Raw genomic sequence first — 20887 nt, 5'->3', positions numbered from 1 at the left:
TATCATGAGATTTATTCTATCAGGTATTGTATTTGGATTTATTCTGGTGAAATCAGAAGTGGTTTCCTGGTTCAGAATTCAGGAAATGTTCCGTTTCGATTCCATACATATGTACGGCATCATTGGATTGGCCGTAGTGGTGGGGATGATTGCCACTATGTTTATTAAAAAGTGGAATGTGAAAGATGTGAACGGTGATCCGATTTCCATCAAAGAGAAAGATAATTCTAAAACTAAAAACTACATCATAGGCGGAACCATATTTGGCCTTGGATGGGGACTTACGGGTGCATGCCCAGGCCCCATGTATGCTTTAATCGGGAGTGGATATTTAATATTTCTGATCCCAACCTTAAGTGCTATCTTTGGCGCATTAGCATACGGATATCTGAAACCAAATCTGCCTCACTAAATTAATACTAAGCTTTATGTTTTTTCAGCAAATATTTGAAGAGAAATTAGCACAATATGCCTACCTGATCGGTTGTCAGCGTACAGGTGAAGCCATTATTATTGATCCCATGCGAGATGTGGACCGATATAAGGAGCTCGCCATGCAAAACAACCTTAAACTGGTAGCCGCAGCAGAAACCCACATCCATGCCGATTATTTGTCCGGCTTACGCGAACTTGCCGAGCAAGGCCTTACCGTGTACGCCTCAGACGAAGGCGACAAGGACTGGAAATACGAATGGCTCATGGGCAGTGATTACGACCACAAGCTATTGAAAGACGGCGATGAGTTTTCGATAGGTAATATCAAATTTACGACGGTGTATAGTCCCGGGCACACGCCCGAGCACGTCAGCTACCTGGTAACCGATGGTGCTGCCACCGATGAACCCATGGGGATTCTATCCGGTGACTTTGTGTTTGTAGGAGATGTGGGCCGACCTGATCTGCTCGAATCAGCAGCGGGGCAGAAAGGAGCGATGAAGAGCTCAGCCAAAGTGCTGTATCAATCACTCCAGAGATTTAAGGAAATGCCGGAGTATCTACAGCTTTGGCCGGGACACGGAGCCGGAAGTGCCTGTGGTAAAGCACTGGGAGCCGTGCCGGAATCAACCGTTGGGTATGAGCAACGTTTTAACGGTTCCATCCGGGCGGCAATCAGCGAGCAGGAGTTTGTAGATTATATTCTGGACGGACAGCCGGAACCACCGCTCTATTTTGCCCGCATGAAGCGCGATAACAAAAAAGGGCCCAAAGTTCTGGGCGAAATGCCACATCCGGAACACATCTCCGTTGAAAAAATGATTGGTGATGTGCGGCTTGATAACGCGGTTATTGTAGATACACGAAACCGCACAGAGTTTATGAATAAGCATATTCAGGGAGCATTGCTTTCACCCATGAATAAGCAGTTCAACACCATTGTTGGTTCTTACGTGAATGAAGATGAAGACATCTACCTGATCATTGAGCAGGATAAAGTGGAAGAGGCGGTAAAAGATCTGATCCGCATTGGTCTGGATAATGTGAAAGGGTATGCAACCCCGGAACAGCTTCAGGAGTTTTCTGAAAAAGGCGGCGAGCTTTTTACCACTGAAACCATTGACTTCGAAAAAGCAGAAGAATACCTGGCAACAGGTGAGGCAAACCTTCTGGATGTTCGTAAGAAATCCGAGTTTGATGAAGGTCATCATCCTGAAGCCATGAACATTGCCCACACAAGGCTGCTGGAAAGGCTTGATGAAGTCCCGAACGACAAACCAATCATGGTTCATTGTAAGTCAGGTGCGCGTGCATCGGCAGCATCTGCCATGCTTGAAAGAGCCGATTATGCGGTGAAATACATTGATGACATGGTAGAGCCGTGGTTAGAGAAGAATAACTGGACAACTGCAGAGGCTAACTAATGTGGTTAGCCTGGTGCGGGGCCTTACTTATTGGAATATCACTTGGACTGCTTGGTTCGGGCGGCTCAATCCTTACCGTTCCGGTGCTCATCTACCTTGTAGGTGAGCCCGAAAAGCTGGCCATTGCTGAATCGTTAGGGATTGTGGCAGCAATCAGCTTTATAGGTTCGATCCCTTATGTGATAAAAAAAGAAGTTCACTGGGTGAGCCTGATCTTCTTCGGAATCCCGGGCATGATTGGTACTTATGGCGGAGCTTCTCTTTCCCAATACATTTCCGGGAATACGCAGCTGATGATTTTTGCCGGAGTGATGATCATTGCCGCGTACATGATGATCAGGGAAAGAACAAAAGTCTCGTACAAGAAACCGGCATCCATACCGAAGTGGGTGTTGGTTATCGAAGGGTTAGTCGTGGGGGTGTTAACCGGCTTGGTTGGGGTTGGGGGAGGATTCCTTATTATCCCGGCGCTGGTACTCATAGGTGGGCTTTCGATGCGTGTGGCCGTTGGGACCAGCCTTTTGATTATTACCCTCAAAAGCATCCTGGGCTTCTACAAGTACATAGATGTGTTGGCCATGGAAGGCCTGGAGATGAACTGGGAGCTGATCGGAGTGTTCAGCCTGATTGGAATAGCCGGAAGCTTTGTGGGGAATAAAATCAGCCAAAAAGTTCCCCAAAAACAACTTAAAACCGGTTTTGGTTATTTCCTTATGGTGATGGGAGCCTATATCATTTACACGAATTTTTAATAATAACAGGATCAATTATGAAGACAGTTATAACCGTTTTAGCTGTAGTTTTTTTAGCCGTAGTACTATTCTTGACTTTTAACTCGAAGAAAGCCGGTTCGGACAATTCGAAACTGCAACCTGAGTCCTTCAAACAAAAGCATCAGGAGACGCCCGGTGTAGTCATTGATGTACGCACAAAGGATGAATTCAAGAGCGGACACCTTGCCTTGGCAGATCATAACTTTGATTTGCTGAACGGGGATTTCCAATCTAAGCTGGACAGCCTGGACAAGAACGAAACGTACTATCTTTACTGCCGCTCAGGTAACCGAAGCGGGCAAGCTACCCGGCTGATGAAAGAAAACGGTTTCGAAAAGGTGTATAACATCGGTGGGTTTAGTACACTTGCCAATTCCGGGTTGGAAGTGAATTAGAAAGGCATAGGTTTCCATCCATCACCCCGTTTCTGCTTCAATTCACGCAATTCGAGCTTTAGTTGGGAAACGAAATGATGGTGTCCTACCATCATTCGGCTCGGTTAAAGTAGGCCTCGGTAACTGAATATACGAGAGCCGGGTGATGAGTTATGTTAACGCAACTATTTCAGCTCATCGTACCTAAAACAATCCACGGTGTGGTCCATTACCAAGCCACAAGCCTGCATGTGAGCATACATAATGGTGCTGCCGGTAAACTTGAATCCCCGCTTTTTCAGATCATTAGCCAAAGCATCGGATTCTTTAGTAGTAGCAGGCACTTCTTTCATGCTTTTCCAGTGATTGATAATCGGTTCACCCCCAACAAAACTCCAGATATAGTCATCGAAACTGCCGAATTCTTCCTGGATTTCAAGAAAGTGTTGTGCGTTAGTCACAGCCGACCTCACCTTTAGCTTGTTGCGGATGATGCCTTTAAACCGGAGCAGATCCTGAATTTTTTCTTCATCGAACCGGGCGACTTTCTCCGGGTTGAAATCCGCAAATGCCTGCCGGTAACCATCTCGTCTTTTAAGAATGGTTGACCAGCTTAAACCGGCCTGCGCTCCCTCCAGAATCAGGAACTCAAAATGGGTTCTATCATCATGAACCGGAACACCCCACTCCTCGTCATGATAGGTTACGTATTCTTCGAATTGATCTTCAGCCCAGCCACAGCGTTTTACACTCATTGCATGTATATTTAGTGTTGCGTTAAGTTTTAAGAAATTATAAAAGAGTTTATTTATTTCTACCTTAACTATTTAATCACTCACTCACTCATTTCAAACTTTTATTATTTATGCATTGGAAAGAAACCGTCCGTAATCTTGCTGAAAGCAGCGGGATCAGCCAAAGCTTATCAAAGAGAGTTATTAACCTCACAGAGATTTTAGAGGAAATTGCCGCCCGGCAACATGGCGAGGAGTTAGTAGAAACACTCGGAAGGCTCCCCCTTGAAAGTGTAAAAGCCCTGGATGAAGGAGATGAGGAAGCACTTGAATCCCTTCAGAAAGAAATGAGCGGGATGTCACTGGAGGAAATCAAGGAAGTGCTGCGGATGTACACCACCTTTTTCCATCTTGTGAACTCGCTGGAGCAATACGAAATCAGCAGGGTGAACCGAAGCCGGGAGTTTGAGGAAACGCCGGAGTCGCCCCGAAAAGAGAGTATTGCCGAAGCGGTGTACAGGCTGAAGGAAGAAGGGTATAGCTACGAAGAAGCCCTGGATGTTTTTCAACAGATGGATATTCAACCTACTATTACGGCGCACCCCACTGAAGCTCGCAGAAGAAGTGTTTTACTGAAGCAACAGGAGCTGGCTTCGATGATTTCACGATTGGGAGACAGTGACATCACCCCGGACGAGAAAATTGATTTGCGACGCGAGATCTTGAATGTGTTGAACCTGCTTCTGTTGACAGATGAAGTCCGAGCGGAACGCTTATCGGTAGAGGATGAGGTGGAGAACGGGTTGTTCTATTTTACGCATTCCATCTGGGATTCAATTCCAATTTTATACCGTGATATTCGCCAGGCATTTGATACCTATTACAATGAACGCCCGGAAGTCCCCATCGTGCTGAAATATCGTTCCTGGATTGGAAGCGACAGAGATGGAAATCCGAACGTGACCTCAAGCGTAACCTGGGAAACCGTAATTCAGCAGAGACGAACTGTGCTGAGTAAGTTTCTGAAGGATCTGAATGAGCTGCGAAGATACCTGAGCGTTTCTGATAAGCAGGGTTCTGTTTCTGATGCACTAAAAGAATCGCTTAAAGAAGACGAGAAGGAATTCCCGATTTCTGAGCGTATCAGTCGCCGTTATGTTCATGAGCTGTATCGCCGGAAGGTAGTTCATGTCATGGAGAAGGTTCAGTATTTACTGGATGCCCTTGACGGAGATAAGAAAGACATTCTGGAAAAATCTCAGAAATACACTGCATCGGAGTTTATAGCAGACCTGGAGCTGATTAAAGAAAGCCTGGTCGAAAATGGCCTGCCCGGACTTTCTCAGCAGGGCAAACTTCAGGATATGATCATCCGCGCCAGAACCTTCGGGTTTCATTTAAGTGCTTTGGATATCCGACAGCACAGTAGCTTGCATGAAGAAACAGTAGCGGAGCTGCTTTCTCAGGCTAACGTGGTTGAGAAATACGGTGAACTCGGCGAAGATGAAAAAATAGATATTTTGGTTCAGGAGCTTTCGAATCCCCGTCCGCTTAGCCCTATTAAAAGTGAACGCTCGGAAGTAGCCAGCCGGGTAATGACGGTGTTTGAAGAAATTGGTGATATGCTGTCGCTGAACCCCGACACATTTGGCAGTTACATCATCAGTATGACGCATGGCATCAGCGATATGCTGGAAGTAATGCTGATTGCAAAAGAATCAGGATTATGGAGCCTCACAAAAGGAGAGGTTGACAGTAAGCTGGATATTGTTCCACTTTTTGAGACCATTGAAGATCTCGAAAACAGTGCAGACTTGATGGGGCAAATGTACGAGCACGATCTTTTTGCACGGCATCTGAAATCAAGGGAAAACTTCCAGGAAATAATGCTGGGCTATTCTGACAGCAACAAAGACGGTGGTTACTGGATGGCCAACTGGGCATTGAATAAGGCTCAGTATGAACTTGGAACCGTTTGCCGTAAACATGAAGTCGATTTCAGGTTATTTCATGGAAGGGGAGGAACTGTTGGCCGGGGCGGAGGTCAGTCGAACCAGGCCATTGTAGCCATGCCGGCAGTTGCCAACAACGGGCGTATTCGTTTTACGGAACAGGGCGAAGTGATCTCGTTCAGGTATATGTTGTCATCGATCACCCATCGGCACCTTGAACAAATTGTGAATGCCATGACCAAAGTAACGATGGCGCAATATTCTGAGGCACCCGGTTACTTATCCGACAAGTCAGAGGAACGTGAGATTATCGAGATCCTGGCCGCATCTTCCATGAAAGCATACCGAAACCTGATTGACGACCCGGAATTCTGGGATTGGTATTCCGGAATCACCCCGATTGAACACATTGGTAAATTACCGATAGCCTCCCGGCCTGTATCACGAGGATCATCCGACTCCATGACTTTTGATACCCTGAGAGCTATACCCTGGGTATTTGCGTGGACACAGGTACGCTATAATACTCCGGGCTGGTACGGCATAGCAGAAGGGCTGGAAGCTGCTAAAGAGAAGAATGGTCAGGCATTGGAAGTCCTGAAAAAATGGAATAAGGAGTGGACGTTTTTCCGGACGGTGTTGAATAACTCTCAGCGTGAAATGGCCCGAACGCATTTGCCAACTTCAGATTTATACAACACCAAACCTTCAAAATTCCATAAACTTTTAATTGAAAATTTCGAAAGAGCAGAAGATTGGGTCACCTCCATAACAGGTTATGAAAACATACTGGATCATAATAAAGTGATTCAGAATTCGATATTGTTTAGAAACCCATTTACCTATCCGCTCAATATTATTCAGGCAGAATTGTTATCAAGATGGAAGGAAGCGGATGAGAAGGAACAAAAAGAAGAACTGACAGAGGTTTTATTCCTGAACATCAACGGAATTGCCGCTGCAATGCAGAGTACCGGTTAAAGGTTACTAAAAAATTAATTAACGCAGGGCGCTCTGTTATTTAACCCGAAACGTGTTATTTTAAGAGCATGATGAACGAGATAATTTCAAGTACCAATATCACTGTACACCCAACGGAAGAAAGCCGCATTCATGAGGTTGATTTTAATAACCTTGTGTTCGGTAAAAAGTTTTCGGACCACATGTTCGAAATGAAGTTTTCGGAAGGCGTTTGGCAGGAGCCTGTGATTAAACCTTTTGGGACTTTTGAAGTTACCCCGGCCTCTAACGTATTACATTACGGGCAGGCTGTTTTTGAAGGGATGAAGGCTTTTTATGTGGATGAAAACACAGTGAACATCTATCGCCCTGAAACGCATCATGAACGGTTCAATCATTCCTGCCGCAGAATGTGTATCCCGGAAACCAGTTACGAGACTTTTATTGATGCTCTGGAAACGCTGATTCGCTTAGATCACCAGTGGGTGCCTAAGAAAAACGGCACGGCGTTATACATCAGGCCGTTTATTTTTGCTTCAGACAATCTGCTTGCGGCCCGCTCATCCGATAAATTTACGTACCAGATTATTACCTCACCAGTGGGTGCATACTATGCAGAAGGCTTTAACCCCGTTTCGCTGACCACACCCGAAAAATATGTACGTGCGGTTGTAGGCGGAACCGGAAATGTGAAAACGGCCGGAAATTACGCCGCCAGTTTTCTTCCGGCTCAAAAAGCCAAAGAAAAAGGCTTTACACAAGTACTCTGGTTAGACGCCAAAGAACAGAAATATATTGAGGAAGTGGGGACTATGAACATTCACTTCCTGATTGGCGACACATTAATTACTCCGGGACTCAATGGTTCTATTCTCCCCGGTGTTACCCGCCGTTCGGTGATTGCTTTAGCCAAAGAATGGGGCTACAACGTTGAAGAACGCAAGATTTCAATCGATGAAGTTTTTGAGGCCTATGAAGACGGAAGCCTGAAAGAAGTTTTTGGTTCCGGTACCGCAGCGGTAGTGTCTCCGGTTGGACTGATTGAGCATAATGGAAAAACTATAGAGCTGGATCGCGAGAAGCCCGGCGAATTTGCCCAGAAATGCTTCGATGAAATTACCGATATCCAGTATGGTCGTAAAGAAGATCAGTTTGGCTGGGTACATCCGGTAAGCATTTAGGATGAATTTAGACTGGATTAAAGTTTTGGCAGTAGGCACCGGTGGGTTTGTCGGAGCGGCTGGCCGTTATCTGCTTTCCTTGTTTACCCAATCCCAATTTCCGGACAGCTCATTTCCATATGGTACGGCATTGGTGAATCTGCTGGGGTGTCTTCTGATTGGTTTCTTAGCCGGCCTGTTCGAAATGAAATCATGGGTTAATCCCGAATTCAGGCTGTTTATATTTGTGGGAATTCTCGGTGGCTTTACAACCTTTTCCACTTTTTCTCACGAAACTTTTCTGCTGTGGGAAAACAGTAAGCTTCTGCTGAGTTTCTTGAATCTTGGGCTTCAGGTAGTGTTAGGTCTCTTCTTTGTATGGTTGGGTTATCAGGTAGTCAGGCTTTTTTAATATCCCTTATCACGATCCACTTCATACAACAAATCCATTCCGGATAAAGCGCGTTTGTAATTCTCAATGATCACTTCGGCCGCTTCTTTGGCTGGAGTTATAGCCGCAATGTGAGGGGTGATCATGATATTTTCCCGGTTCCAAAAGGGATGGTTCTCCGGCAACGGCTCTGTTTCAAAAACATCCAGGCAGGCACCCTCAAGATGATTGGTATCCAAAGCATAGATCAAATCTTCTTCCACCAAATGGCTTCCTCTGCCCACGTTAATCAGATAGCCGGGTTTCTGAAGCTTTTTGAACACTTCAAGATCCAGGATTCCTTCCGTCTCATCAGTAAGAGGCAGCAAGTTGACCAGGATTTTCGTTTGACCCAGAAAGTCATCGAGTTCTTCATTTCCGGCAAAAGACTGCAAACCCTGAAGATCTTTTTTTGAGCGGGACCAGCTATTCACGATATATCCTTGTTGTAACAATAATGTTGCAACATCTGAACCCATTTCTCCCATTCCCATAATTCCTATAGCGGCATACTTTTTAGGTATAGAGCTCTGAGGCTCCCATTTAGCTATTTTTCTTTGGTCGGCATAGGTGATTGTATGCAATCGGAAATTGGTAATGGCGTTCATAATATACTCCGCCATTTGGTCTTTCAGGGAGCTTGTAATCAAACGACAAATATTTACATCCGCAGAGAGATCCTCATCGTTTAGCAAATGGTTCACCCCGGCGCCCAGCGAAGACACTGCCCGTAGGTTTGGGTAGCTGTCAAGCACATGCTTTGGGTGGTTCCAGCAAACGGCAAATTGAACCCGCTCCTTATTTTCTACACGCGGCCAGATTTCTACATCCACGTTAGGATCTTTTTCCAGAAGAGCTTTTTTCAGGGAAGTAAAATCTCGGTTTTTGGCTACCAGTAAAAGGGACATGAATCTGCTTATTGATTATTGAACGGAAAGATAGGGATTAGGAGATTGTTTTGTAAGGTGAATGGGTGACTACCAATGACCAATGACCAATGACCAAAAACTAATAACGAATAACGAATTAACGATTAACGAATTCCTTATACAGTTCAACCAGTTCGCTCATCATCATGGCGGTGGCTCCCCATAAAGGGACACGATGAATATTCCAGAAGGGAACTCGATAAGGGGTGCCTCGTAAATCCCATTCTTCTTCCACACGGTTATGTTCTGTGATTAAGTTGGAGACCGGAACCGTGATGATTTCGTCTACCTCATTAGGGTTGGGGGTAAAAGACTGCTCCTCTCTCAAAAAAGCAATAACCGGAGTTACCATATTATCCGAGTGACCCACGTACAGCGGGGTTAGTTGTCCGATAATTTCAACCTGACCGGTGTGTAACCCAATTTCTTCCTGTGCCTCCCGCAGAGCGGTTTCTTCTATGCTTTCATCACCTTCCTTACCGCCACCGGGAAAGCTAAGCTGTCCGCCATGATTAATAGACTCAGTGCGCAGGGTTAGCAGGATTTCCAACTCTTCCTTCCAAGCTATAAATGGAACCAGGACGCTGCTGTTTCTGAAATCATCATGTGCAGGTTCGTAATGCGTTTTATTTGGTTTCCCGTTTTTGGGGTGAGGGGCCATTATTCGCTGGGCATTTCTACCTGGTAATGAACCATTTAATCGAGATTGTAAAAACTTTTTAAAACTTTCTTGTAACATTAAGGGGGGTGTATTACTGTTGTATACGATGCGGTACAAACAACATACCATTTATTTAAATAATCACTCTATAATTGTTGCTCTTCTTATGAGTGAATATAGTGTTGTAAGCCCGTGATTATTCTCATTTACTCGTAATCAATAGAATACTAATCAAACCTAAATTAATATGAATAGTAGAATAATATCTAAACTAACTACTGGGGCATTGGTACTTATGTTAATGGTAGTGGGGTGTCAAAACGTAACGGATGTTACAAACAACTCAGACTTACCCGGAGGAGATCAGATTATTGAAGGCCAATATATTGTGGTCATGCAGGCATCTGAAGCCGCCCGATACAAGCTTGGAAACACCTCGCAAATTGAAGTTGCCCGGGATGCAATTATGAGCGATGCGCAAATTCCGGAAAGGGATGTTGTAGTTAAATACAATAATACAATTGCAGGATTCACAGCTCAGCTTACTGATGAGCAACTCATACGCCTGAATGCAAACAAAGGTGTAAAATACATCGAAAAAGACCGTGTAGTTTCTTTTGCACCTCCCGGATCATGCTCCCCATGGCCTGGATGTAAAGATGGTGGTGATGACGATGGTGGTGGAAGTACCACACAGGAAACTCCGTATGGAATTACCCGTGTTAATGGCGGTGCTACTTATACAGGCAGTAATGTTGCGTGGGTTATTGATTCAGGTATTGACTTAGATCACCCGGATTTAAATGTAGATGCTTCCAGAGGTTTTAACGCCTTTACATCAGGCCGGGATGGAAAATCTTTAGATGATAGAAACGGTCATGGAACACACGTAGCAGGTACTATTGCAGCTATTGATAATTCTGAAGGTGTGATTGGAGTGGCAGCAGGAGCAACTGTAATTCCTGTTAAAGTTCTGGACAGCCGTGGAAGTGGTTCTTATTCAGGTGTAATTGCCGGTGTTGACCACGTTGGAGCAAACGGAAGTAACGGAGATGTTGCTAACATGAGTTTAGGCGGACCAACTTCACAAGCTCTTGATGATGCGGTGCTTGCGGCTTCACAGAATGGAATTAAATTTTCCCTTGCCGCCGGTAACGAAGGCACTGATGCCAATAATTCATCTCCTGCCAGAGTAAACGGAAGTAACATTGTTACTATTTCTGCTATGGACAGCAATGATAACTGGGCGTCTTTCTCGAACTACGGAAACCCTCCGGTTGATTATGCTGCACCCGGTGTGAACGTAACTTCTACCTGGAAAGATGGTGGGTATAATACCATTAACGGAACTTCTATGGCAGCTCCACATGCAGCAGGTGTCCTGCTTCTTGGAAATGCCAGCACAGATGGGAATGTGAATGGAGATCCGGATGGAAATGCAGACCCTATTATTGTGAACTAAGTAGAGTTTAGTCACATATTTCAAGCCCTCTTTTCGAAAGAAGAGAGGGCTTTATTAATATTATGATATTTTAGTAACATGATTATTAATATGAGGAAAATAGCTCTTACCACCTTATTGATCTTTCAGTATGGTATTGTATTTGGTCAACTGGAATCAGACTCGTCGAAATCTTACAATAACACCCAGGCAAAGCATGCCATCTTTTTTGAAATCCTGGGAAGCGGCGGGCTTTATTCCATAAACTATGAAAGGGTTATTGGGGAGAACCGGACACTTCGAGGTGGCATAAGTTATGTTAACGGTGATGGCTTCATATTTGGTCATATGCTTACGATACCTTTGTCAACATCTTATCTATTCCCAACCGATAAAGACTCACATATAGAATTGGGCGTGGGGAATACCTTTATTCTTAATGAGGGTACATTTTCAAATGCAATAGGGCCCATTTTTGGAGTCAGGGAACAGGATTTATTTAATGGAGGAGCGTATGCGCGAATTTCATTTACCCCGGTTCTACTGATTGGAAAAGAAGTTGAGATGGCCCCGGTCTGGGCTGGCATTTCTTTTGGCAAGAGTTTCAAGTAGCCAAGACCTTAATTGGTTTTTAAAGCTTAGCTCATGTCCGTACTTTTAGGGCTCTGAAAAAATTGATATTGAGTCACAAAATTATCCATGAGTAAAAAGTATAATGTGTACGGCATTGGTAATGCCCTGGTAGATTTAGAGTTTAAAGTAAGACCCGATTTTCTTCAGGAACACGATGTCCAGAAAGGGTTGATGACCCTGGTGGATGAAGAAACCCAGCGTCGCCTGATAGGAGCTATTGATCATCAAAAAACGGAGAAGAAATCAGGCGGTTCGGCGGCGAATACGGTTATTGCGGTAAGTCAGTTTGGTGGAAATGCCTTCTATTCCTGTAAAGTAGCAGCCGATGAATTCGGAGATTTCTACCTTAAAGACATGGAAGACGCCGGCATCCCCACTAACTTTGATCGGCAGCAGCGGGAAGAGGGAGTCACAGGGAAATGCCTGGTGATGATCACCGAAGACGCCGACCGAACAATGAATACCTATCTGGGAATTTCATCCGGACTATCAACGAATGAAGTAGACGAGCGGGCAATCAAAGATTCAGAGTACGTGTACCTGGAAGGATACCTGGTTGCAGCAGAAGAAGGGCTGGCAGCGATGAAGCGCGCAAAGAAAATCGCGGAAAACAATAATGTGAAGACAGCCATCACCCTTTCTGATCCCTCTATCGTTCAGGCCTTTAAAGAAAACTTTAAAGATGTAATCGGGGCTTCTGTAGATCTCATGTTCTGTAATGAAGAAGAAGCCAAAGCCTTTACAGGAAAGGATGACCTCTTGCAAGCACGTGAAGACCTGAAGCAGGAAGCCAAACGCTTTGTGATCACCCAGGGCCGAAATGGAGCCATGATTTTTGATGGTGATACTTTTATCGATATCGAGCCATATGAAGTAAAAGCCGTGGATAGCAACGGGGCAGGAGACATGTTTGCCGGCGCTTTTCTATATGGGATCACCAACAACCTTGGGTTCGCAAATTCCGGGAAGCTGGCAAGTTTAGCAGGCTCTAAGATTGTATCACAATACGGGCCACGATTGAAGTGGCATGAAGCACAGGAAATTTTACATCAGCTAAAATAAGGCAGAAAATGATAGGAATAGAATTATTAGGATGGGCCGGGTTCGGCATTTTAGTAGCCGCATGGATACCTCAAACCTGGGAAACAATTAAAGAGGGCAGTACCTCCATGAACATCGCCTTCATCATTATGTATTTTTCATCAAGCCTGATGCTTACCGTTTACTCCGTGCTAATTGACGATACGGTTTTTACGGCTCTGAACGCGTTGCTTACCATCGGGAGTGGAATTAACTTGTACTTTAAACTTTTTCCGAGGAAGAAAGGGTGAAGCTGACCAAACTTGTAATAGCATCTCAGAACCCTCATAAGATTGAGGAACTCGAACAAATTCTGAGGCCTCTCGGGATTGAGGTTCTTTCCACAAAAGACTATCCGGAGCTGGAAGAGGTCGTGGAAGATCAGCCTACCCTGCAGGGGAATGCGCTCAAAAAGGCTCGATACGTGGCCAAAGAAACCGGGCTTCCTGCTCTGTCGGATGATACCGGCCTGGAAGTGGATGCCTTGAATGGAGAACCCGGAGTGTATTCCGCCCGTTATGCCGGAAAGCGTGCAAGCTATCAGGATAACGTGAACAAATTGCTGACCGAATTAGACGGGATAGCCGACCGGAAAGCACAATTCAGAACCGTGGTTGCACTCGTGTATCCTGATCAGGAACATGTTTTTGAAGGGATTTGTAAAGGAGAAATACTTACCGAAGAAAAAGGTGATAAAGGATTTGGGTACGATCCCGTTTTTAAGCCGGAAGGCTTCGATAAAACTTTTGCCGAACTGGATTCAGCTATTAAAAATGATATTTCACACCGCGGGAAAGCCGTTCAGAATTTTGTCTCTTTTTTGAAGAGATAAAAGAATTGACGAATATGGGGTAAATAAGGGCAGGTTGCACACCTTAACGGAGATAGCATGTTCAATAGAAAAGAGTTTATAAAGGCCACAGCACTGGGGTTGCTTCCACTAAATGTTTTAAAAGCAAAATCGGGACCGGTTCAAACCGGTAAGAAACCGGTGGTCGTTTCAACCTGGAAAACGGGAGTAAGGGCAAATGAGGCGGCCTGGCAGATTTTAGACAAAGGTGGCTACGCCCTTGATGCCGTGGAAGCCGGGGTGAAGGTGGAAGAGGCAAACCCAAAAAATAATACGGTTGGCTATGGAGGCCGGCCCGACCGAGACGGAAATGTAACTCTGGATGCCTGCGTGATGGATGAAAACGGAGAATGTGGATCGGTAGCTTTTCTGCAGGATATCAAACACCCGGTATCGGTGGCGCGCAAAGTAATGACGGACACTCCTCATGCTATGCTGGTGGGGGAAGGGGCCCGGCAATTTGCTCTTTCTCAGGGATTTGAAAAGGAAAACCTGCTTACACCGGCAGCGGAAAAAGAATGGAAGAAATGGCTCGAGACTTCAGAGTATAAGCTTGAAGTGAATATAGAGAACCACGATACCATAGGGATGCTGGCTCTGGACAAAAACGGCAGGCTTTGTGGGGCCTGTACCACCAGTGGCGCTGCTTATAAGATGCACGGACGTGTAGGCGATTCTCCCATAATCGGAGCCGGTCTTTTTATCGATCCCAAATTTGGAGGGGCTGTTGCAACCGGCGCCGGAGAAGAGGTTATTAAAACGGCGGGGTGCCATTTGGTTGTGGAAATGATGCGTGCCGGTCATTCCCCGGAAGAAGCATGCAAAATTGCCATTCAGCGAATTATTGAAAGAGATTCCTCGAACAAGAAAGATATACAGGTTGGATATATAGCTCTGAATAAAGATGGCGTTTACGGCGGGTACAGCATTGTTAAGGGCTTTGATGTTTCAGTTTGCAATGCAGATGGAAACCGGGCAGAACCGACTTCTCATCAAATCTGAGCTGTATGCAATTTTCTGTTATCGATTACATAGTTATAGTTGTTTACCTGGTCGGTGTAGCTTTTTTGGGATTGAAGTCATCCGGAAAGCAAACTTCCAATAAAGATTACTTTTTAGGGGGTGAAGGGATTCCATGGTGGGCGGTATTATTCTCCATTGTAGCCACCGAAACAAGCACCCTTACCTTTATCAGTATTCCGGCGGTGGCCTATGGAGGGAACCTGACCTTTTTGCAAATAACGGTGGGATATGTAATTGGCAGGATCGGCGTCGCGTTGTTCTTTCTCCCCAAATACTATGAAGGTGAATTGTTCACGGCTTATACTTTTCTTGAAAAGCGATTCGGTGCCGGCATGCGCAATGCGGCAAGTTCCACTTTTATGATTACCCGTCTGCTGGCCGATGGAGTCCGACTATTTGCCACAGCGATCCCGCTTGCCATTATTCTGCGGTTAGGTGGTGCTTTTTCCGGTTGGGGAGATCTTGAACTCTACATTCTGTCCATTTGCGTGATTACGGCCATAACGTTGGTTTATACATTCTTTGGGGGCATCAAGGCGGTGGTTTGGATGGATTTCGTGCAGATGATCGTGTACATCGGTGGTGCATTAATAGCAGTAGGAGTTTTACTGGGGAATTTGCCGGCAGGATTCGAACTGCCCGCCGAAAAGCTGCAACTGGTCAATCTTGGTTTTGATATGAGTTTCAGGGAATTCATCGCCCAACCATATACCTTAATCACAGCACTTGTGGGCGGGGCTGTATTCTCGCTGGCTTCTCATGGAACCGATCAGCTTTTGGTGCAGCGGGTGCTGGCTACTCGTAATCTAAAATCCGGCCAAAAAGCGATGATCTGGAGTGGAATTGTAGCTATGCTTCAGTTTGCTCTTTTTATGGGGATTGGGTTGTTGCTTTACATGTTTTATGAGGGAGTGTCTGCCACAGAAATAGGATTGGCGACCACTGACGAAGTATTTGCTAAATTCATCGTAGAGCAGCTACCGGTTGGGGTATCGGGGCTTATTGTGGCCGCCCTGTTTGCAGCAGCCATGAGCAGCCTGAGCTCCTCTCTGAACTCACTGGCTTCCTCAACCACCTACGATTTATATAAACCCTACTTTGGAAAGAATAATACCGAAGCTGAGGACCTGTCCATGTCCCGTAAAATTACGATGGGCTGGGGGATAATTCTTACGGCATCGGCTGTTTTCTTTGCGATTCTGCAGCTTCAGGGGGGCGAACGCCCGGCCATTGTGGAATTGGGGCTGGGGATAGCATCCTATACCTATGGCGGATTATTAGGAGCATTTCTGCTGGGCATGTTTTTCAGCAAGCCGGATAAAACAGATGCATTAATTGGCTTTTTCTGCGGGTTGATCGCATTGCTTTTCATGGTTCAGGGGCCGATTCAAAACCTACTTCCCGGAGACGGACTGGCCATCGCCTGGCCACTTTATACACTTGTGGGTAGTTTAATAGTTGTAATCACAGGTTCAATTTCAGCAATACTACGAGGATCAAAGCATGCATAAGAATGAAAAACTAATCACCCGCCTATATACAGGCCTCAAAAATCTGGATGCAGACATGATGCTAAGCTGCTATCATGAGGAGGCCACTTTCAGAGATCCTGTTTTTGAACTTCATTCCAAAAAAGAAATTGACGGAATGTGGACGATGCTTTGCAGCCGTGCTAAAGAATTCAAACTGTCTTTTGATTCCGTTCAGGCAGATCACTCATCAGGTTCAGCTCAGATAGAGGCTGCGTATTTATTCTCTAAAACCGGTAGAAAAGTGCATAACAAAATTACCGCTCATTTTGAGTTTCAGGATGGTTTGATTGCAGGCCACCTCGATGAGTTTAATTTCTGGAAATGGTCAGCGATGGCATTGGGCGTGCCGGGATATATTCTGGGCTGGTCTCCATTCCTGCAAAAGAAAGTTCAGGCCGAAGCCATGAAGAACCTGAGGCTTTTTCGGAGTTCTCAATAAGTGCAGCGAATGTTTTTAAAGCCATAATTGTAGTTACTATCGAAGATTAAGAAAGATAGAATTATGGCGCATACACTCAAGATTAAAGATATTCAAAACGTAACGCACGACGTTAAACAATTCACCCTTGAAAAGCCTGAGGGATACACATTCCAACCCGGCCAGGCTACCGAAGTTGCTATCGATAAGGATGGCTGGCGGGACGAAAAGCGGCCGTTTACCTTTACCTCACTCAATGAAGACCCGGACCTCGAATTTGTGATTAAAATCTATCCTGATCATGACGGGGTTACCGAGCAGTTTGGTAAGCTGGAAGTTGGAGATTCCCTGATTGTGGACGATGCATGGGGAACCATTCAGTATAAAGGTGAAGGTGTGTTCCTGGCTGGTGGAGCTGGTGTAACCCCATTTATAGCCATCTTCAGAGATCTGCATAAGAAGGGGAAAGTAGGGGATAACAAACTCATCTTTTCCAATAAAACAGAAGAGGATATCATCCTGAAAGAGGAGTTTGAAAACATCCTGGGAGATAATTTTGTGAACGCCATCACGGATGAAGAACCTTCCGGAGATCACCTGTTCCTGGATGGCTTTATCGATAAGGAGTTTTTAGAATCTCAAATAGATGACTTTGATCAGCCATTCTACGTTTGCGGTCCGATGCCTTTCAACGAAGCCGTGATGGGATATCTCAAAGAGCTGGGTGCCGATCCTGATGCTCTTGTTTTTGAGGAATAGGGAGATCGACAACTTTATGTGGCTGCCTGAATCTTGAGGTGTTGTGCTTGATGAATGAGCCCGAAAACGGGTAAAATCCTACTCAGAACCTCTCTAAAAACGAAATTCGCAACCGAGCGTTATATTTCTTTTATTTGAGGGCAATCATTATTGAGTAAAAGCATGACGCACGGCACACATAATGCGGTTTATGATCCGCGTAACGAAGAAGTACTTATTTATGTGAACGGGGAGCTTTTTTCCCGCAACGAAGCAAAAATATCTGTTTTTGACAGCGGGTATTTAGTGGGGGATGGCGTTTGGGAAGGATTTCGCCTGCACAAAGGAGTGCTCGTCTTTTTGAAAGAACATTATGACCGGCTGTTTCAGGGCGCCAAAACGGTGGGTATGGATTTGGGCATGAGCCGCGATGAAATTACCAAAGCCATTTGGAAAACTCTGGACGCCAACGACATGAAGGGTGGCGTACACGTGCGCCTCATGTTTACCCGGGGAATCAAAAAAACCCCATCTCAAGACCCACGGCTCACCGTATCAGGGCCTAATCTTGTGATTATCGCAGAATATAAGAAAGCAGACCCGGAGAGCCGAGACCAAGGAGTGACGTTGTTCACCAGTACCATTCGCCGGGGTTCGCCCGATTACCTGGATCCCCGGCTTAACTGCCATAGCAAGATCCATGAAGTGCAGGCACTGGTCCAAGCCCTGGAAGCCGGCGCTGATGAAGCTTTGATGCTGGATGTAAACGGTTTCGTTTCTACCTGTAACGCCACCAACTTTTTTATGGTGAAAGACGGTGAAGTATGGACATCCACCGGGCAGTATTGCATGAATGGAATTACCCGCGGTAAAGTGATTGAAGTTTGTGAACAAGCAGGAATCCCCTGTTTCCAAAAGAACTTTTCCTTATTTGATGTGTATGGAGCAGATGAAGCTTTTGTAACCGGAAGTTTTGGCGGACTCACTCCCGTAACCGGGATAGATGGCCGAACGATTACGGAAACTGTTCCCGGAACCATGACTCAACGCCTTCAGAAACTGTATGAGCAGGCTATTGAGGCACAAGTGAATGAAGTTAAAGTATAATTTTTTAATATAGATACAGGTCGTCCGCAGAGTAGGATTATTTGAGAAGGACCGGACTGACCGCTAAAGTAAAAAATGGAGAAATGTTAAAGACAAAACGAATTTGTTTGTGGAGCGGTCCACGAAATATCTCAACAGCACTCATGTATTCTTTCGCCCAGCGCGATGATTCCACAGTTTTTGATGAGCCTTTGTATGCTCATTACCTGGCAAACACCGATGCTAAAAACTATCATCCCGGTGCTGATGAAGTACTGAAAAGCCAGGAAAACGATGGCCAAAAAGTGGTGGATGAAATTATTCTGGGCGATTACGATACCCCGATCGCCTTCTTCAAGAATATGACTCACCACCTGGTAAACCTGGATTGGAGTTTTCTGGAAGAAACGATTAACGTCATCCTGACCCGTCCCCCCAAGGATATGCTGCCTTCATATGCCAAGCAGGTTAAGAACCCAACTATGCAGGATGTCGGATATGCCAAACACCTGGAAGTGGTCAAGTACCTGGACAATATTGGCAAGAAGCCACTCATTGTGGATTCGAAAGATATTCTGCAGTATCCGCAATCCCGTCTTCGCGAATTATGCGGTACACTGGGTATTCCTTTTGATGAAGCCATGCTGAAATGGCCGGCCGGTCCACGTAAAGAAGACGGTGTTTGGGCCAAATATTGGTACCATAATGTTCACCGCTCAACAGGATTCCGGGCTTATAAATCCAAGAATGAGCCTTTTCCTGAGGAATTGGAAGACCTGCTGGAAGAATGCCAGGAAGCCTATGATGAGCTGCTGGAATACGCCGGGAAGTAATCAAATTAAGCTATAACCCAAAGCCATCGCGGGCTTAGAACCGCGATCTTCAAAAACTTTTTCGGTTGTTTATGGGATATCCCGGCTCAATGCCGGGACGACAAGGTGATGTTTTCTAAAGCACAATTGTTTCGGTACGCTTCGGCCCGGTAGAAATAATGGTGAATTTCACACCCAGGTATTCCTCAATGAAGTGAATATAGGATTGAGCCGTAGCGGGAAGGTCGTCCCAGTTGGTCATTCCTTCAATTGAATTTTTCCAGCCGGGGAGGGCTGTGTACACCGGTTCCACATCACGGATTTCATCAAGGCAAAGTGGGAAAACATCAGTTTCTTCTCCATTCAGCTTATAGCCGGTACATACCTTAATCTCCTCAAAGCCATCCATAACGTCCATCTTGGTGAGTGTGAGCTCGTTGATGCCGTTCAGTTGAACCACGTATTTCAGCGCAACTAAATCGAGCCAGCCACAGCGACGAGGACGTCCGGTAGTGGCACCGAATTCAGCTCCTTTCTTACGCAATTCTTCACCGGTTTCGTCGAGTAGTTCAGTGGGGAATGGACCGTTTCCAACACGGGTGCAATAGGCTTTGGTGATACCCATTACTTTGTCTAAAGCCGTAGGTGGTATTCCCGATCCGGTACAGGCTCCGCCGGAGGTTGGAGATGAAGAGGTGACAAAAGGATACGTTCCATGATCTACATCCAGCATGGTACCCTGTGCGCCTTCAAGTAAAATGGATTTATCATTCTTGATACCCTCGTGTAGCATGTTGGTGGTGTTGCAGATAAAGGGCTCCAGCGTTTGGATGGCATCTTCCAGCTCGGCCATCAGTTCTTCTGTTTTTAGCGTGGGCTCCTTATACAGGTTTTCCAGCGCAAAATTGATGTCTTTGAGATTCTGGTCGATCTTCTCTTTCAGGATTTCGCGATCCAGCAGATCAACCATACGGATACCTACGCGGGATACTTTACTCACATAAGCCGGGCCAATACCCCGACCGGTGGTACCGATGGCATCACCGCCGCGCCGTTTTTCTTTAAGCTGATCAAGAAGCTTGTGGTAGGGAAGGATAACATGGGCCGTTTGACTGATGTGAAATCGTCCTTCGAGGCTGAATCCCAGGTCTTGTACGCCTTTGATTTCTTCCACCAGTGCGATAGGATCGATAACAACCCCATTGCCGATCACACAATCGGCATCTCCATTAAATATCCCCGAAGGAATAAGGTGAAGAACTACTTTTTTATCGTCGAATTTGAGGGTATGTCCGGCATTTGCACCGCCCTGGAAACGAACAACGTAATCGGCTTTATCGCTGAGCAGGTCAACAATTTTGCCTTTACCTTCATCACCCCACTGTGCTCCAATAACAACTCTTGTACTCATAATTTGTTCAATAAAAAAGGGGTGCGGAACA

Annotated in this window: 22 protein-coding genes; 18 read left to right on the top strand and 4 right to left on the bottom strand. The window is 45.5% G+C overall.

What is annotated here, in order from left to right; translation table 11 throughout:
• Positions 1-4: 4 nt before the first annotated feature.
• The 4 genes from NM125_RS03710 to NM125_RS03695 are packed head-to-tail and all read left to right on the top strand — an operon-like array spanning position 5 to position 3027.
• Positions 5-412 (top strand): DUF6691 family protein, encoded by a 408-nt coding sequence (locus NM125_RS03710; RefSeq protein ID WP_255132987.1) that lies wholly within the window; start codon positions 5-7, stop codon positions 410-412.
• A 16-nt stretch (positions 413-428) separates the two neighbouring features.
• On the top strand, positions 429-1859 hold the full coding sequence (locus NM125_RS03705) for an MBL fold metallo-hydrolase (RefSeq protein WP_255132985.1): 1431 nt from the start codon (positions 429-431) through the stop codon (positions 1857-1859).
• Positions 1859-2611 carry a sulfite exporter TauE/SafE family protein gene (locus NM125_RS03700; protein ID WP_255132983.1) on the top strand — a complete coding sequence of 251 codons (753 nt, stop codon included), beginning with the start codon at positions 1859-1861 and terminating at the stop codon, positions 2609-2611. The genes NM125_RS03705 and NM125_RS03700 overlap by 1 nt, the downstream gene beginning before the upstream one ends.
• A gap of 17 nt (positions 2612-2628) precedes the next feature.
• Positions 2629-3027 (top strand): rhodanese-like domain-containing protein, encoded by a 399-nt coding sequence (locus NM125_RS03695; RefSeq protein ID WP_255132981.1) that lies wholly within the window; start codon positions 2629-2631, stop codon positions 3025-3027.
• A 164-nt stretch (positions 3028-3191) separates the two neighbouring features.
• On the opposite strand, the gene NM125_RS03690 is transcribed toward NM125_RS03695, so the two are convergent.
• Complete coding sequence (locus NM125_RS03690) at positions 3192-3761, bottom strand: DNA-3-methyladenine glycosylase I (RefSeq protein WP_255132979.1); 570 nt, start codon at positions 3759-3761, stop codon at positions 3192-3194.
• 110 nt (positions 3762-3871) lie between these two features.
• On the opposite strand from NM125_RS03690, the gene ppc reads away from it, so the two are divergent.
• The 3 genes from ppc (at position 3872) to crcB (ending at position 8224) form a co-directional block, all read left to right on the top strand.
• On the top strand, positions 3872-6673 hold the full coding sequence (gene ppc / locus NM125_RS03685; RefSeq protein ID WP_255132977.1) for a phosphoenolpyruvate carboxylase: 2802 nt from the start codon (positions 3872-3874) through the stop codon (positions 6671-6673).
• A 68-nt stretch (positions 6674-6741) separates the two neighbouring features.
• The gene (locus NM125_RS03680) at positions 6742-7833 is read left to right on the top strand and encodes a branched-chain amino acid aminotransferase (protein ID WP_255132975.1); all 1092 of its coding nucleotides are present in this window, start codon (positions 6742-6744) and stop codon (positions 7831-7833) included.
• A 1-nt stretch (position 7834) separates the two neighbouring features.
• Entirely contained in the window at positions 7835-8224 is a 390-nt protein-coding gene (gene crcB / locus NM125_RS03675) for a fluoride efflux transporter CrcB (protein WP_255132973.1), read from the top strand.
• On the opposite strand, the gene NM125_RS03670 is transcribed toward crcB, so the two are convergent.
• Complete coding sequence (locus tag NM125_RS03670; protein ID WP_255132972.1) at positions 8221-9150, bottom strand: 2-hydroxyacid dehydrogenase; 930 nt, start codon at positions 9148-9150, stop codon at positions 8221-8223. The two genes, crcB and NM125_RS03670, sit on opposite strands and share 4 nt — an antisense overlap.
• A 118-nt stretch (positions 9151-9268) precedes the next feature.
• Positions 9269-9910, bottom strand: coding sequence for an NUDIX hydrolase (locus tag NM125_RS03665; RefSeq protein ID WP_255132970.1), 642 nt, complete (start codon positions 9908-9910; stop codon positions 9269-9271).
• Between the two features lie 169 nt (positions 9911-10079).
• On the opposite strand from NM125_RS03665, the gene NM125_RS03660 reads away from it, so the two are divergent.
• The 11 genes from NM125_RS03660 (at position 10080) to NM125_RS03610 (ending at position 19466) form a co-directional block, all read left to right on the top strand.
• The gene (locus tag NM125_RS03660) at positions 10080-11294 is read left to right on the top strand and encodes a S8 family peptidase (RefSeq protein ID WP_255132968.1); all 1215 of its coding nucleotides are present in this window, start codon (positions 10080-10082) and stop codon (positions 11292-11294) included.
• Between the two features lie 90 nt (positions 11295-11384).
• Positions 11385-11885 (top strand): hypothetical protein, encoded by a 501-nt coding sequence (locus NM125_RS03655; protein WP_255132966.1) that lies wholly within the window; start codon positions 11385-11387, stop codon positions 11883-11885.
• Between the two features lie 87 nt (positions 11886-11972).
• Positions 11973-12968, top strand: a complete 996-nt coding sequence (locus tag NM125_RS03650; protein ID WP_255132964.1) for an adenosine kinase — start codon at positions 11973-11975, stop codon at positions 12966-12968.
• Positions 12969-12976: 8 nt separating this feature from the next.
• Positions 12977-13237: a PQ-loop domain-containing transporter gene (locus NM125_RS03645; protein WP_255132962.1), complete on the top strand. Its 261-nt coding sequence runs from the start codon at positions 12977-12979 to the stop codon at positions 13235-13237.
• The gene (gene rdgB, locus NM125_RS03640; protein ID WP_255132960.1) at positions 13234-13818 is read left to right on the top strand and encodes an RdgB/HAM1 family non-canonical purine NTP pyrophosphatase; all 585 of its coding nucleotides are present in this window, start codon (positions 13234-13236) and stop codon (positions 13816-13818) included. Before NM125_RS03645 ends, rdgB begins: the two co-directional genes overlap by 4 nt.
• Before the next feature lie 57 nt (positions 13819-13875).
• Positions 13876-14838, top strand: coding sequence for an isoaspartyl peptidase/L-asparaginase family protein (locus NM125_RS03635; RefSeq protein ID WP_255132958.1), 963 nt, complete (start codon positions 13876-13878; stop codon positions 14836-14838).
• Positions 14839-14843: 5 nt separating this feature from the next.
• Entirely contained in the window at positions 14844-16370 is a 1527-nt protein-coding gene (locus NM125_RS03630; protein ID WP_255132957.1) for a sodium:solute symporter, read from the top strand.
• Positions 16363-16830, top strand: coding sequence for a nuclear transport factor 2 family protein (locus tag NM125_RS03625; protein WP_255132955.1), 468 nt, complete (start codon positions 16363-16365; stop codon positions 16828-16830). Before NM125_RS03630 ends, NM125_RS03625 begins: the two co-directional genes overlap by 8 nt.
• A 63-nt stretch (positions 16831-16893) precedes the next feature.
• Positions 16894-17568 carry an FAD-binding oxidoreductase gene (locus NM125_RS03620; protein WP_255132953.1) on the top strand — a complete coding sequence of 225 codons (675 nt, stop codon included), beginning with the start codon at positions 16894-16896 and terminating at the stop codon, positions 17566-17568.
• Between the two features lie 162 nt (positions 17569-17730).
• Positions 17731-18654, top strand: coding sequence for an aminotransferase class IV (locus NM125_RS03615; RefSeq protein ID WP_255132951.1), 924 nt, complete (start codon positions 17731-17733; stop codon positions 18652-18654).
• An 83-nt stretch (positions 18655-18737) separates the two neighbouring features.
• Positions 18738-19466: a sulfotransferase-like domain-containing protein gene (locus NM125_RS03610; RefSeq protein ID WP_255132949.1), complete on the top strand. Its 729-nt coding sequence runs from the start codon at positions 18738-18740 to the stop codon at positions 19464-19466.
• Between the two features lie 115 nt (positions 19467-19581).
• Here the strand turns inward: NM125_RS03610 and NM125_RS03605 are convergent, their stop codons facing one another.
• Positions 19582-20856 (bottom strand): adenylosuccinate synthase, encoded by a 1275-nt coding sequence (locus tag NM125_RS03605; RefSeq protein ID WP_255132947.1) that lies wholly within the window; start codon positions 20854-20856, stop codon positions 19582-19584.
• Positions 20857-20887: the final 31 nt, after the last annotated feature.

Origin of the sequence: Gracilimonas sediminicola (assembly GCF_024320785.1) — a bacterium.
Classification (GTDB): domain Bacteria; phylum Bacteroidota; class Rhodothermia; order Balneolales; family Balneolaceae; genus Gracilimonas; species Gracilimonas sediminicola.
This window is presented reverse-complemented; position numbering and strand designations above follow the sequence as displayed.